Origin of the sequence: Catenulispora sp. GP43, assembly GCF_041260665.1 — a bacterium.
GTDB lineage: Bacteria > Actinomycetota > Actinomycetes > Streptomycetales > Catenulisporaceae > Catenulispora.
Genome location: NZ_JBGCCT010000021.1, coordinates 118,530 through 132,857, shown reverse-complemented (window position 1 = coordinate 132,857; position 14,328 = coordinate 118,530). Strand labels below are relative to the sequence as shown.

Below are 14,328 nucleotides of genomic sequence, written 5' to 3'. Positions count from 1 at the left end.
GAGTGCCTACTTGCCGATGGACTTCGTGTAGGCCGCCGCCGAGCGGGCCAAAATCGTGTCCAGGCTGTCCGTGCCGATCGGCGCGAGCTTGTAGTAGTCCGGCCCGGCGGCGTCGTTGGACGCGCCCTGCGGGATCCACGGCGTGGTCAGCTGCACGAAGGAGTCGGACGTGTGCTGGTTCAGCCAGTCCATCCACGGCGTGTCGGTGTTGGTGACCGCCGGCTCGGTGGACATCGATCCGGTGGCCTTCAGCCAGTTCTTGTAGTTCGCCGGGTCGGAGAACATCGCCAGCCACTGCATCGCAAGGTCCTTGTGTGGGGCCGAGGTCGGCACCACCCAGGTCAGGTCCGGCTTGACCGGGACCCGGTTGTCGGCCGCGTTGTCGGTGCCCGGCAGGACGAACAGGCCCGCGTTCAGCTTCGGGTTGGCCTTCAGGATGGTCGCGGAGTCCCAGGAGCCGTCCAGCAGGAACGGGTAGTCGTCGGTCTTGACCGCCCAGATGCCCGGCGCGGTCTGCTGGTCCACGCCCGCGGCCGCCGGCTCGATGTACTGCATCACCTGCTGGTACTTGGCGCCGACGGTCTTGTAGACCGGGTCGGTCCAGTTCTGCGTGCCCTGCCAGAAGGCGTTCGCGCGGTCGGTCGAGACCTGGGTGGAGTCGGTCGGCTGCTTGCCGGCCATCAGGGTCTGGTTCTCGATGCCCTGCCAGATGCCGCCCTGCATGCCGACCTTGCCGGCCAGGAAGATCGGCGTCTTGCCAGCCGTCTTGAGCTTCGCGCAGTCGTCCAGGAACTCCTGGAATGTGGTCGGGACCGTCATGTTGTACTTGGCGAGCAGGTCCTTCTTGTACCAGATCGCCCCGGCCCCGGCGTACTCGGCGGCCATGACGCCGTACACGCCGCCGTTGTAGCCGACCGCCGCCTGCTGCGCCGTCATGTCGTAGTCCTTCATGAACGGCTGGTCCTTCAGATCGACCAGCTGGCCGGCCTCGATCAGCGCCGCCGGGCCGCCGGGCTTGATGCTGGTGAAGCTCGGCGGGAACGCCTTCTGCGTCGGCGCGAACTGCGCCAGCACGTCCACCGACTTGGACTGCAGCAGGCTGGTGGACAACTGCCCCCACGCGCCGTTGGCGGTCGCGGTGTTCTGGAAGTTGATCTTGACGTTCGGGTGCGCCTTCTCGAACTGCGCGTTGAGTGCCTTGGTGAAGTCCACCGCGCCGGGGTTGGTCCACTCGGCGATGGTGAGCGTCTCGGTGGGCCCGGCGGAGCCCGAGCCGGAGGACTTGCTGGAGGAACACGCGGCCGCGGTGGTCGCGGCCACGACCGCCACCAGGGCGATCGCGGCCGGTCTGCGGATGCTCATGACGCTGTCTCCGTTTCCTGATTCCTGGACGGGAGCGAACTACGGGCGTTGCAGGGCACCGTCGCCCCGGCGCGGCGGGCGCCAGGCACGTCCGGGCTCGGCCTTGGCGGCCGGCGGGAACTTCGCGGCCTGGGCTTCGTCGAGGTCGACGCCGAGCCCCGGCGCGTCCGACGGCCACAGGTGGCCGTCCCGGATCTCCGGACAGCCCGGGAAGACCTCCCGGTGCTGCTCGGCGAACAGGTGCTGCTCCTGGATCCCGAAGTTCGGGCTGGCCAGGTCCAGGGCGAGGTTGGCGGCGTGGCCGATCGGCGAGACGTCGCCGGGGCCGTGCCACGCGGTGCGCACGCCGAAGCTGTCGGCGAGGTTCGCCAGCCGCCAGGCCGGGGTCAGGCCGCCGATCGCCGATATGTGGACCCTGATGAAGTCGCACAAGCGCTCGGTGACCACCGGCCGGTACTCGGCGGGATTGACGAACAGCTCGCCGATCGCGATCGGCGTCGCGCACTGGTTCCGGATGGCGCGGAGCCAGTCGAGGTCCTCCGGGGCGACCGGGTCCTCGAGGTAGAACAGGTCGTACTGCTCCAGATCCTTGGCCAGCCGTACGGCCTCGGTGGGGTGCACGCGCTCGTGCACATCGTGGATCAGCTCGACGTCCGAGCCGACCTCGCAGCGCAGGTGCTCGAACAGATCGCGCACCGTGCGCAGATACGCGCGGGGATCCCACGCGTCGGCGACGAGCGAGCGCCGATAGCCCTCACTCTCGGCGTCGCTCGCCGCCTTCGGTGCGCCGTAGGTGCCGCCTCCAGGGACGGCTACCTGACAGCGCACGTATGTGTAGCCGGCGTCGACCCATTCCAGGACCTCGTCGGCGACTTCTTCGGCATCCGCCCCGGCCGCGTGGGTGTAGAGCGGGACCGCGGTGCGGCAACGGCCGCCGAGCAGCTGCCACACCGGGAGCCCGGCGACCTTGCCCTTGATGTCCCACAACGCCATGTCGATGCCGGAGATGGCGTTGTTCAGCACGGGCCCGGACCGCCAGTACCCCGAGACATGCAGGGTGCTGACGATGTCCGTGATGTCGGCCGGGTCGCGGCCGATCAGCTGCGGCGCCAGGTATTCGTCGACCGCGGTCGCCACTGCCTTGGCGCGCTGGGTGAAGGTCGCGCACCCGAGCCCGTACAGGCCCGGCTGGTTCGTGTCCACCCGCACCACAACCAGCGTGGTGCCGGTCGGTGCGGTGAGGATGGTCCGGACGCCGGTGATGCGGACGCCGGAGGAATCTTCGAGCCATGGGGGTTCCGGCGGCCGGAGTCCGTCGTGCGAGGTCACTGGCCGATCCCCCAACGGGTGTCGATCCGGCCGCCGGTGAACTGCGCGCCGGTGCCCCAGAACGGCGCGAAGTTGTAGCAGCCCGAGGCGGTTCCCTCGTTCTGCGCCGTCCAGTAGGTGTTGCCATGTCCGTTCTTGCCGCCGTCGTGGACCTGGAGCGCCATCACGGTCTCGTGGACCTGGCCGGCCGGCAGTGCCTGGAGCGCCGCGTACAGCTCGGGGAGCTGGTTCCAGTTGATCGCCAGTTCGTACGTCGTCACCTTGTTGGTGTCGTCCCGGGTGACGACCACCCGGCCGTCGGCGCCGGTGGCGGCGTGCGCGTCCAACTGGCCCAGCGGCGTCGGGAGCACCGCGTTCGTCGGATAGAAGGTCTGGTAGTTCGTGCCGGGGGCGAGCTGGCGGTGCAGTTCGCCGGCGCCGAACGGCAGCGTGGCTACGAACAGGTGCGAGATCGACTTCAGGCACTTGTCGTAGTGCGGGTCGCCGGCTAGCAGGTCGTCGGGATTGTCGACGACGTCGAACCCGATCTGGATGCTGTCGGCGTTGAACGGGAACAGGTACTGGCCCTGCGCCGAAGCCCACACCAGGTTCGAGGACTGCGTGTCGTCCTCGATGACCGCGCGCACGTACAGGCACGTGCTGTCCCAAGCGGTCTGGAAGCTGTAGTCCTTGGTGTCGCTGACTCCCGCGAGCAACACAGTGCTCGACATCGTGACCGGCACGACGCCGTTCCACTGGCTCGGGCTGCCGCCGACGGTGATCGACCGGTTCGGGACGTAGGCGAGCTGGACGGTCTGCGAACCCTTCAGGTGGAAACCGTCCCGGCCGGGAATCGTGACGTCGTAAGCGATCGGGTACTCGTTGCCCGGATCGATCTGGAACGTCTGCACCGGCCAGCACACGACCTGGCTCTCGCCGGGCGCCAGCAGTACCGGCCGGGTCGCCGTCGGCGTGGTCCAGCCGGCCGGGGCGGTGATCGTGACGTTCGCGTGCACCGGAGCCGGCGACACGTTCTCCACCCGCAGATCGATCGTGCTGCCCGCGCCGAGCGGCTTCACGAACGACAGCGGCGTGACCTTCACCGGCTCGTCGTAGGAGAACACCGCGCCTTCGGTCAGCAGGGTCTTGAGATCGTTCGGGCGCAGGTCCGTGTCGAAGTACAGGACCTCCCACGGGTTCAGCGGCAGGGTGACCGTGGTCTTGCTGCCGTCGAACAGCTGCGTGCCGAGGTAGTCGTAGACGCGCACGTGCCGCGCGTTGTTCAGGGTCAGCGTGCCGGTGTAGCCGGCGTTCTGGTGCTCCATCGTGCCGTCGTAGAGCTGGTCGGCGTAGATCGCGGCCCGGCCCTTGTCGTCGGTGTGCTTGAACAGGAAGCCCCACGTCGAGCGCGCGGTCGGGTAGAGCTCCTCGAGCAGCTCGCAGTCCTCCAGGACCCGCGTCATCGTGGAGTAGGCGACGATCGCCGCGCCGGGGCTCTTGGTCTTGTTGTCGTACATGTTGAACTCGGCGCCCGAGTAGGTCGCGTCGTAGCACAGCGAGAACCAGAACACCTTGACCGGCGAGTCCTCCTCGGCCCCGGCCAGCATGTGCAGCAGGTAGTTCGGCGTCAGCGTGCGCGCCACGCCGTACTGCCGCATGTTCACCGGGTAATCAGGGAACTGAAGGCTGGCCGCGGTGCCGAGCTCGGTCTGCCACTGTCCGGCTCGACCCTGGGTCTGGCCGTACTTCTTGTCCAGCTTGATCTGCGTCTTGGTCATCGCGTACTGCGTCGCGTCCGGGAATCCGTACGCGTGGTTGACCGAGCCGTCGATATAGCCGACCTTGTCCGAGCCGACCGCGTAGACGATGTCGCGGTTGTAGGTGACCGAGCCGCCGCCGATCAGGTTCACGTCCGGGTAGTCCGGCTTGACCAGGTCCCAAATCAGCTTGGTCATGTCGCGGTAGTCCTGCGCCGTGCCGGTCGCCCAGGACCAGCCGTGCACCCACGGCTCGTTCCACAGCTCCCAGTTCTGCACCAGATCCTGCAACGGCGCGATGCTGTGGTACACCATCTGCGAGTGGGCGACCATGTCCTTGGGGCGGTTCTGGTACGGCAGCGGGACCGTGCCGTTGGGCAGCGGCTGCACGTTCCAGGACATGTTGTAGTTGATGCCGCCGATCGGCGTGATCCCCAGCGCCAGCCAGCCCTGGACCTCGGCGCGCGCGGCGTCGATCGCGGTCTGGTCCCAGAACACGCCGGCCGAGGGGGCCACGGTGTCCGGCTCGACGGCCACGATGCCGCGGGTCCACTTCACCCCCATGCGCGCGGCGATCTGCTGGCTCACCGCCCACGTGCCCTCCGGGCGGATCCCGAGGCCGAACACCGAGTCCGGGCGCAGGCCGGTCACCGTCTGGCGGATGACGCCGAGGCCGTGGACGGCGTTGATGAGCACCGTGGCGTCGGACTTCGTGACGGTGACCGCCACCTGGTAGTGGTCCGGACCCAGCGCGCCGAGGGGGATGGTGACCACGCCGGGTGATCCGGCCGGGGCGCTGAACGGAGAGGTCCCGGTGCCCAGCTGCGTCGTGCCGCGCCGGGTCAGGGTCCAGGCGATGGTGCCGGTCATCGCGACCGTGCTGTTGAAGGTGACAACCAGGGCCGCCGGTGCGGTGCCGCTGTTCGGGTCGGCGATGTAGAGCCCTGTGGTGTCGCTGAAATTCACGTCCACCAAGGGGATACGAACCGCAGCGGGGCTCGTGGTGTCGGCGGCGATCGCGTCGGCCTGGGCATCGGGGCCGCTGATCACGCCGGCCGCGACGGCGCCGGCGGTCGCGGCCGCGCCGTACCCCAGAGCGCGGCGCCGGCTTATCGGGTCTTTGGGGTGGAACATTTCTCGGGCCTCCATGACGACGGAGCAGGTATCAGGCCTGTGTGACAGGTGTGATGAGGCACAGGCCGGACGGGGGAACCGCGACGGAGACCGGCCCGAGGGCGAGGCGTGTGTTCTCCGCGCGGACGGTGCGACCGCAGGCGTCTGACACGGTCAGGCGCACGTCGGCTTGGTGCGGAAGGTCGAGGACGACACGGCCGGCGCCGGTGGCGTTGACCACGGCGGCCTCGCGGAGCCCGCGCAGGTCGAGCGGGACCAGATGCCGTGCGCTGTGCAGGACCGCCACGGCGCGCTCGGCGTCGGCGGCGGTCACCACGGGATACAGCTCGTCGGGGCGTCCGGCGCGCAGCCGGCCGCCGGTGAGCAGATCGCGGTGCTCCCGCCAGAACCCGAGCCAGAAAGCGGTCATGGCGCGGTGCTCCGCGGGCAGGTCGGCGAGCCGCATCGAGATCTGCGGGACGGTGTGCAGGACGGCCAGCAGCTGCCGGGCCGCCTGCTCCGGGGTGGCGGTCGCGTCCCACATCAGCATGTCCGAGTGGATCGCGGCGTCCGGGGCGAGCAGCGCCAGGTCCAGGGACTTCACGCGGTTGGCGACCGCGTCGGCCGGACAGTCGCCGGCCCGCAGCAGGTTCGCGTAGGCGAGCATCGCAGGGCCCGTATACGGCTGGCGGAACTCGATGAGGAAGTCGGTACCGCGGGTCGCGAGGAGCCGGTCGCGCAGAGCGGCCAGCATCACGCGCATCGCGGTTCCGACGTCCGGGATCCAGCCGTCGTCGGCCGCGCCCGGGGTGTTTCCCGCCTCGGCGTACGTCCCACTCGCGTACGCCGAGGCGGAGTCCAGGAAATCGATCTTCAGGCCGTCCAGGCCGTACGCCTCGACCAGCCGCGCGCAGCTGTCGACGACGAACTCGCGGACGCGTGCGTGGCGCGGGTCCAGGATGTGGCAGCGCCATTCGGGCCGGGCGTGCGGCGCGAAGTCGGCGAGCGCCTCGCGCGCCGCGCTGTCCCGGCCGAGCAACAACGGAGCGATCCAGGCCATGTACGTCAGGCCGGTCTCGTGGACCGCGGCGACATGCGCGCCGAAGTCCGGGAACTTCTCCGGGTCCGGTTCCCAGTCGCCGCACCCGGAGTAGCCACCGCCGGTGCCGCCGCGCTGCCAGCCGTCGTCCAGGATGAGGAGTCCGCACCCTGATTCGGCGGCCAGCTTCGCCTCGGCCTCGATCGCCGCCGCGCTCACCTCTTGGTGGTACGAGTACCACGTCGAGTAGGTCGCGGTCCGGCCGGCGTCCGGCACGGGCAGTGCCGTCCCGGGAGACTGCCAGCGCGCCAGCGCGCCAGCCCGCGTAGCGCGTCGGCGTGCGAAAAACCGGGCTCGGCTATACGGATCCGGCAGATCTCGCCGGGCTCCAGGTCCATCGCCAGCCAGACGCCGAACCGGCCGGTGCGCTCGCCGACGCCGTGCTTCACGTGGGTGGTGGCGACCAGGCGATCGGTGGCGAAGGCCAGCAGTGCGTCGCCGTCGGCGTCGTACAGACACCCCAGCGGCGCCGAGTCGGCCAGGCCGACCGCGCGCCAGCCGGTCATCCAGTCCGCGGCGAGGTGGCGGTCCCAGCCGCAGGCCGGGTGCCAGTAGCCGACGGCGCCGCCGAGCGGAACGTCGAGACGTACCAACGTTGTCTCCGACATCCCACCGGCGAGCTCGACGACACCGCCCTCGGAATCCTTGGCGACAACCGGTCCCGGCCCCGGGGCGAGCCGTGTGACGACGGTACCGTGCACCTCAACGGCGCTACCGTCGTTCCACAGCCGACGCGGGTCGGGAAGGGGGATCATCACCAGTCCTTTCGAGGGATTGCTGAGGACCATAGCCACGCTGAGACAACGTTGTCCAGGGTTTCAAGCCGAGAAAGGAAAGCGCATTCCCATGTTCGATCCGGAGGTATTCGTGCTCTGCGACGCACTGGTGGGAGAGGGGCCGGTGGTCGAGGAAGCGGCCGGACGCCTGGTCTTCGTGGACATCCCGCGAGGCCGTCTGTTGCGAGCTGATCTGCGCGAACGAGGTCCCGCGACCGAGATCGCGAACGTCGGCATGAGTCTCGGCGCGGTGGCCCCGCGGCGAAGCGGAGGCTGGGTCGCGGCGTGTGCGGAAGGTTTCGGAACACTGATACCGGACGGTGACCTCATCGTCCGGCATCCGGTGCTCGCGGATCCGGCGTTGCGGATGAACGACGCCAAGTGCGACTCAGCGGGCCGATTCTGGGCGGGCAGCACGGAAACGTCCTTCGAACCGGGCCGCGGAGCGCTGCACTGCTGGGACCCCCGGCGCGGGGTCCGGACCGTCGCCGAAGGGCTGACGCTGCCGAACGGACTCGGCTGGAGTCCCGACGATTCGGTGTTCTACCTGGCCGACAGCATGCGGCAGGTGGTGCTGGCGGCGGCCTTCGACGTGCGCGCGGGCACGATCGGGCCGTTCAGTGAGCTGATCCACATCCAGGACGGACTGCCCGACGGCCTGTGCGTCGACGAGGACGGCTGCCTGTGGCTCGCCGTCTGGGGTGCCGGCCAGGTGCGGCGCTACGACCCGCGCGGACGGTTGCTGGCCGCCGTCCGCTTCCCGGTGTCGCAGCCCTCGTCCTGCGCCTTCGGCCCCGACGGCGTGCTGTTCGTGACGTCCGCGCGCGAGCGGACGGACGCCGCGCGCGAGCCCCTGGCCGGCTCGGTCTTCGCCGTGGACGCCGGTCTGCGCGGGTTGCCGGCGAGTATATTCGAGGACTGATTTAATGGGAGGGCGCGGCGTCGGTTCACACCGTGCCGGGTCAACCGGCGCTGCGCACCACCAACTCGGTCGGCACGACCACCGTCTTGGGCCGCGACCGGTCCCCGCCTATCCGGTTGAACAGCAGCTCCGCGCCGACGCGGCCGATCTCGCGCACGTCGTAGGAGACCACCGTCAGCGGCCACGGCACGAACGTGGCGGTCTCGAAGTCGTCGAAGCCCACCAGCTCCACCTGCGCCGAACGGCCGCCCAGCGCGCTGAGCGCGCCCAGGACCAGCCGGTTGTTCAGCGCGAACACCGCGGTCGGCGGCTCGGGGCCGTCGAGCATCGCGTTCACCGCCGCGGTGGCGTCGGCCACGGTGTGCACGCCGTACTTGATCAGGTCCGGCCGGTAGGGGAGCCCGGCCTGCTCCAGCGCCTTCTCCGCGGCGCCCAGCCGCTCGGCCATCGTGGAGATGCTCAGCCAGTCCGAGACCACGGCGATCCGGGTGTGTCCGGCGGCGGCCAGGTGCTCGACCGCCATCCGGGCCCCGGCCGCGTTGTCGATCAGCACCGTGTCCGCGCGCAGGTTGCGCGGCGGCCGGTCCAGGAACACGATCGGCGTGCCGCGCTCGATCTCCGGGCGCAGGTAGACGTGGTCTGCGTCGGCGGCCGGGACCACCAGAAGCCCGTCCACCCGCCGCTCGCACAGCTCCAGCAGCAGCTTGCGCTCGCGGTCGGCGTCCTCCTCGGAGCTGGCCGTGATCAGCAGGGTGTCGCGGTCCAGCGCGTACTGCGCCGCCGCCGCGGCGATGCCGGCGTAGAACGGGTTCGCCAGGTCCTCGATGAGCAGGCCCACCGTCGCCGAACTGCTGCCGGCCCGCAGGTTGCGGGCCATGTCGTTGCGGCGGAAGCCGAGCTCCGCGACGGCGGCGTTGACCTTGCCGACCAGCTGGGGATCGACGGTCGGGACGTTGTTGACGACCCGCGAGACCGTCTTCAGGCTGACGCCCGCGATCCGCGCCACGTCCGCCATGGTCGGGCGGCGTATCTCGCCACCGGCGCTGGGCGTGCTCATCCTGCGGTCCGGTTCCTTCCGGCGACACGGCGCCGGGCCCGGTGCCTACGTTGTCTCGTGTCGCTACTGTAGCGCCTCCAGGGTAAAGGTGAAGCTCGCCCCCGTGGCTTCGAGGCGGTGGCGGGGCTGCAGGGGGTGGCCGCACGACGCGCTCCCGACGCCGTGGTGTGCGTGGTCCACATGGACGTGCAGCCGCCCGGAGGGCTCGAGTTCGTCGGTGTGGCGCGCGGCTTCCAGCGCGGCGGTGCTCCACGGCCGCACCGCGAGGTCGAAGTGCGGGGCGCCGGACAGCAGCAGCCCGGTGCCGTCGGCCCGGGTGAGCGAGGCCCTGCGGACCTGGTGCCGGTTGCCGTTCTCCTGCGGGAACAGATAGGGCGTCTGCAGATCGGGGACAGAGCTCTGATAGCGGCCCACGCGCACCGCCGACCTGCTGTCCCGGTAGGCCTCGCCGGGCCCGAGCCCGTACCAGCTCACGGTGTCCAGGTCGCCGGGCAGCCGGAAGGAGACCCCGAGCCGGGGGAGCGGGCACGGCCAGGGCCGGTTCGGCGTGGTGTGGACGGTCAGGCTCAGCCGGGCGTCGGTCGCCGACCAGACGTAGACCACGTCGAGGTGGTGGTCCCGGCCGACCGGACCGACGCGGGTGGTGACGGTGAACGCGTCGGGCTCGGACTCCACGGCGAGCACGTCGTGCACCAGCCGGTCCAGACCCGCCTCGCGCCAGTCCTCGAGCAGCGGCGGCGCGGTGAAGGAGGACCAGATCTCGTTGTCGATCGGGGCCCGCCACAGGTCCAGCGCGAAGCCCTCGACCGCCAGTCCGGCCAGGCCCAGCAGTTCCCCGGAGGAGGAATCGAAGGTGGCCGCTCCCAGCGTGACGGTGTCGCCCAGGCGTTGCGGTGTCAGGTAGTCCGCCGCCGCGTCACCGCGGTCGATCGTGGTGCCGCCGGCGGCGGTGGCGTTCAGCAGCGCGTCGGCGGCCAGCGCGACGGCCTGGTCCACCAGCGGATCGGCGTCGGTGACCGGCGCGTCGTCCAGCTCGGTCTGGCCCCAGGCGACCAGGTGTCCGGCCGGGGCCCAGGGCTCGTCGGCGGCCAGCACCGCCTCCACGGTCAGCCAGCGCTCGCCGGGACCCGCCGCGTAGGCCGCTTTGGCCAGCTCCTCCGGGTGCCGGAAGCGGAAGGCCTGGCCCGGCGGGATCGGCGGGACGGCGAGCTCGTCCTGCGCGATGAGGTCGCCGTCGATCTCCAGCCGCCAGCTCCAGCGCAGATGGCCGGTGTCCCGGCTGTGGTGCAGGTTGCGGATGGTGTCGCCGTCGATGCGGACCGGTTCGCAGAGCTTGGCGTACTCCAGCAGGCCCGGCGAGGGCGTGCGGTCCGGGAACAGCAGGCCGTCTGCGACGAAGTTGCCGTCGTGCACCCGCTCGCCGAAGTCGCCGCCGTAGGCGTGGTGCGAGCCCTGCGCGATGCCGTGGTCGATCCACTCCCAGACGAAGCCGCCGGCCAGCCGCGGATGGGCCTCGAACAGCTCCCGGTACTCCAGCAGACCGCCGGGGCCGTTGCCCATCGCGTGCGCGAACTCGCACAGCACGAACGGCAGCGACCGCCGGTGCGCGTCCACGGTCGGGTCGGACGTCATCGGCTCCTGATACACGCCGATGGCGGCCACGTGGTCGTGGTTCGAGTACATCCGCGAGTACAGGTCGACGTAGGAGGAGTCCCGGTCGCCCTCGTAGTGGATCAGCCGCTCGGGGTCGCGCTCGCGGATCCACGCGGCCATCGCGGCCAGGTTCTCCCCGCTGCCGCACTCGTTGCCCAGCGACCAGATCACCACGCTCGGGTGGTTCTTGTCCCGCTCGACCATGCGCTCGGCGCGGTCCAGCAGCGCCTCGCGCCACGCGGGGTCCGCGACCGGGTTGTCGCGCCAGCCGGCCAGGGCGAAGCCGTGGGTCTCCAGGTCGCACTCGTCGACGACCCAGAGCCCGTACTCGTCGCACAGGTCCAGGAAGTGGGAGTCCGGCGGGTAGTGGGAGGTGCGGACGGCGTTGATGTTGTGCCGCTTCATCAACAGCACGTCCTCGAGCATCGTCTCGGCGCTCAGGGTGCGGCCGGTCTGCGGATGCCACTCGTGGCGGTTCACGCCGCGGAACTTCAGCGGCTTGCCGTTGGCCAGCAGGACGCCGTCGGCGGTCTCGACGCGGCGGAATCCGATGCGGACCGGGACCCGCTCGCCGGCGCTGACCAGCTCGCCGGTGTACAGGCGCGGCCGCTCGTCGCTCCACGGTTCGACGTGCGCGATGAGGAACGGCCCGGCCGGGTCGGCGTCGGCGATACCGAGCTCGGCGACGGTGAGGCGGGCCGTGCCGGTCACGTCGATCCGCAGCGTGCCTTGGCCGGTGGCCGGGTCGTAGTCGGCGTGGACGAAGAAGTCCGAGATCCCCTCGCGCGGCCGCTCCAGGATCGCCGCCGAGCGGAAGATGCCGGACAGCCACCACATGTCCTGGTCTTCCAGGTAGGTGCCGGCCGACCACTGGTTAACCCGGACCGCGATCACGTTGCGCCGTCCCGGTTCCAGCACGGAGGAGACGTCGAACTCGGTCGGCAGCCGCGAGCCCTTGCCGTCGCCGAGCAGCGTGCCGTTCAGCCAGACCGCGAAGCAGGAGTCGACGCCCTCGAAACGCAGGCGGGCGCCCTCGGAATGGAAGTCCTCCGGGACGTCGAAGGCGTGGCGGTACTCGCCGGTCGGGTTCTCGCGCGGGACGTGCGGCGGGTTCAGCGGGATCGGGTAGGTGACGTTCGTGTACGCCGGCGCGCCGTACCGCGGCTCGCCGGGCACGCCCTCCATCTGCCAGCACGACGGGACCGCGATGTCGGCCCAGCGCGCGTCGTCGAAGTCGGGCGTCTGGAAGTCGTGCGTGGTGTCGTGCAGCCCGGCGGCCAGCCGGAACCGCCACTGTCCGTCGAGCCCGAGCACCGCGGCGTCGGAGGCGAACGCGGCACGCGGCGCGAGGCGGCCGGTGCCGGGGGATCGGTCCTCGACGTAGGCGAAGCGCTGGTTGAGGGGCTCAGAGGACTCAGTCGTCATCGAGTCGGCACATCCTTCGGGCGTCAGGGTGTCTGGACGTCAGTGGGTCAGGGCGATCTCAACCTCTGGCGACGGCCGGTGGCGGGGCCGTGGACGCGCGCACCATGAGCCGGCCGGCCATGATGGTCTCGTCGTTGTGCGTGGCATTGCCGTCGAGCAGGTCCAGCAGGATCTGCGCGGCGCGCCGGCCCAGGTCCACGCTTTGCAGCGCGACACTGGTCAGCGGAGTCTCGCCGAGGATCGCGGCGGACGTGTCGTCGAACCCTGCGACGGAGACGTCGCCGGGTACCTTCCGGCCGTTCTCCCGCATCCAGCGCAGGACGCCCAGGGCCATGGCGTCGTTGAAGGCGAAGACCGCGGTCGGCGGATGCGGTGGTGCCATCAGGCGCTGCGCGGCGGCGTACCCGGATTCGAAGGTGAAGTCCCCGTGGACCATCAGGTCCGGGGCGGGCTCTATGCGCGCGTCGGAGTAGGCGCGATGAAAGCCGCGCAGGCGCGCGGCCATCGCAAGCCGGCTCTCCGGCGGTCCGTTGACCACGCCGATGCGGCGGTGGCCGAGGGCCAGCAGGTGCTGTGTGACCGCGTAGGCGCCGCCTTCGTCGTCCGGATGCACCATCGGGAGGTCGTCCTCGGTGTAGCCGATCACCACGACCGGATAGCCCAGCTCCACCAGGTGCGGCAGCGCGGCGGTCCCGCCACCGCCCTCGACGATCAGGCCGTCGACCAGACGGCGCCGGTCGAAGCGGCGGTAGGCGGAGGCCGGGTCCTTGGAGGTCTCGCGGGTGGACAGCAGCATGCCGTAGCCGCGGCCGGCCAGTTCCTGCTCCGCGCCGGTCATCATGCGGATCAGGTGGTCGTTGGCGAAGGCGAAGCCCGGGTCGTGCGGGATCACCAGACCGACCACCTCGGTGCGGCCGCGGGCCATGGCGCGACCGCCGGCGCTGGGCCGGTAGCCGAGCTCGGTCATGGCGGCGACGACGCGCTCGCGGACCGCGTCGGTGACCGTCGGGTCGCCGTTCACCACGCGGGAGACCGTCTGGTGCGAGACTCCCGCGTGCTCCGCGACGCTGCGCATCGTCGGCCGTCCTGGCATCGCAGCCCTTTCCGGATGAACGTTCACGTGACAGATTCCTGGATCATAAGCAACCACACGGGAATCCGGAAGGGAGATCTCATGGTGCCCGATTTCGACACGTTCTGGCGCGAGGGCATCGAGAAGGCCCGGGCGCTCGGCGGCAAGCCGACGGCCGAACCCCTCGACACCGGCCTCACCACGATCACCACCTACGACGTGACGTTCCCCGGCTACGGCGGCGAGCCGGTGCGCGCTTGGCTGCACTTGCCCCGGCACGCGGTCGGGCCGCTTCCGGTGGTGGTGCGCTACATAGGCTACGGCGGCGGAAGGGGTCTACCGCACGATGACGTGTTGTGGGCCAGCGCCGGCTACGCCTACTTCGTGATGGACACGCGGGGCCAGGGCTCGGATTGGGGAGTCGGGGACACTGCCGACCCGCATGGATCAGGGCCCTCATATCCGGGGTTCATGACGCGCGGGATCGGCGATCCGAGGCCTACTACTACCGGCGCGTGACGATCGACGCGGTGCGGGCCACCGCTCCGACCTTGTTCTCGGTGGCGTTGAAGGACGACATCTGTCCGCCTTCGACGGTGTTCGCCGCCTATGACGTCTATGGCGGGCCCAAGGAGATCGCGGAGAACGAGTTCAACAACCACGAAGGTGGCGGCAGTTTTCACGCCGCGGTGCAGCTGCGCTGGCTGGCAGGGTTGCGTCAAGACTTGGACGCGGGCTGTTGACACTGAGGTCGGGCGAACCTACTTTCGTCAGTGCCCTCAAA

General features: G+C 70.3%; 9 protein-coding genes and 1 pseudogene. 2 read left to right on the top strand and 8 right to left on the bottom strand.

Annotation, left to right across the window (positions count from 1 at the left end):
* Nucleotides 1-6: 6 nt before the first annotated feature.
* From ABH926_RS35075 to ABH926_RS35055, 5 genes are read right to left on the bottom strand one after another with little or no spacing between them, the layout of a single operon-like run.
* A complete protein-coding gene (locus ABH926_RS35075; RefSeq protein ID WP_370370262.1) occupies nt 7-1,362 on the bottom strand; it encodes an ABC transporter substrate-binding protein in 1,356 nt (451 codons plus the stop codon).
* Between the two features lie 39 nt (nt 1,363-1,401).
* Nucleotides 1,402-2,691, bottom strand: coding sequence for an enolase C-terminal domain-like protein (locus ABH926_RS35070; protein ID WP_370370261.1), 1,290 nt, complete (start codon nt 2,689-2,691; stop codon nt 1,402-1,404).
* Nucleotides 2,688-5,561, bottom strand: coding sequence for a hypothetical protein (locus ABH926_RS35065; protein WP_370370260.1), 2,874 nt, complete (start codon nt 5,559-5,561; stop codon nt 2,688-2,690). The genes ABH926_RS35070 and ABH926_RS35065 overlap by 4 nt, the downstream gene beginning before the upstream one ends.
* Before the next feature lie 31 nt (nt 5,562-5,592).
* Nucleotides 5,593-6,855: a glycoside hydrolase family 36 protein gene (locus tag ABH926_RS35060; RefSeq protein ID WP_370370259.1), complete on the bottom strand. Its 1,263-nt coding sequence runs from the start codon at nt 6,853-6,855 to the stop codon at nt 5,593-5,595.
* Complete coding sequence (locus ABH926_RS35055) at nt 6,795-7,394, bottom strand: hypothetical protein (RefSeq protein WP_370370258.1); 600 nt, start codon at nt 7,392-7,394, stop codon at nt 6,795-6,797. The genes ABH926_RS35060 and ABH926_RS35055 overlap by 61 nt, the downstream gene beginning before the upstream one ends.
* 91 nt (nt 7,395-7,485) lie before the next feature.
* Here ABH926_RS35055 and ABH926_RS35050 point away from each other — a divergent pair, with 91 nt between their 5' ends.
* Nucleotides 7,486-8,337: an SMP-30/gluconolactonase/LRE family protein gene (locus ABH926_RS35050; protein WP_370370257.1), complete on the top strand. Its 852-nt coding sequence runs from the start codon at nt 7,486-7,488 to the stop codon at nt 8,335-8,337.
* Nucleotides 8,338-8,377: 40 nt separating this feature from the next.
* Here the strand turns inward: ABH926_RS35050 and ABH926_RS35045 are convergent, their stop codons facing one another.
* From ABH926_RS35045 to ABH926_RS35035, 3 genes are all read right to left on the bottom strand, one after another.
* Nucleotides 8,378-9,394, bottom strand: a complete 1,017-nt coding sequence (locus ABH926_RS35045; protein ID WP_370370256.1) for a LacI family DNA-binding transcriptional regulator — start codon at nt 9,392-9,394, stop codon at nt 8,378-8,380.
* A gap of 63 nt (nt 9,395-9,457) precedes the next feature.
* The gene (locus ABH926_RS35040; RefSeq protein ID WP_370370255.1) at nt 9,458-12,472 is read right to left on the bottom strand and encodes a glycoside hydrolase family 2 TIM barrel-domain containing protein; all 3,015 of its coding nucleotides are present in this window, start codon (nt 12,470-12,472) and stop codon (nt 9,458-9,460) included.
* A gap of 58 nt (nt 12,473-12,530) precedes the next feature.
* Nucleotides 12,531-13,547: a LacI family DNA-binding transcriptional regulator gene (locus tag ABH926_RS35035; RefSeq protein WP_370370254.1), complete on the bottom strand. Its 1,017-nt coding sequence runs from the start codon at nt 13,545-13,547 to the stop codon at nt 12,531-12,533.
* A gap of 99 nt (nt 13,548-13,646) precedes the next feature.
* On the opposite strand from ABH926_RS35035, the pseudogene ABH926_RS35030 reads away from it, so the two are divergent.
* Nucleotides 13,647-14,287 (top strand): annotated as a pseudogene (locus ABH926_RS35030) (acetylxylan esterase).
* The last annotated feature ends 41 nt before the right edge of the window (nt 14,288-14,328 follow it).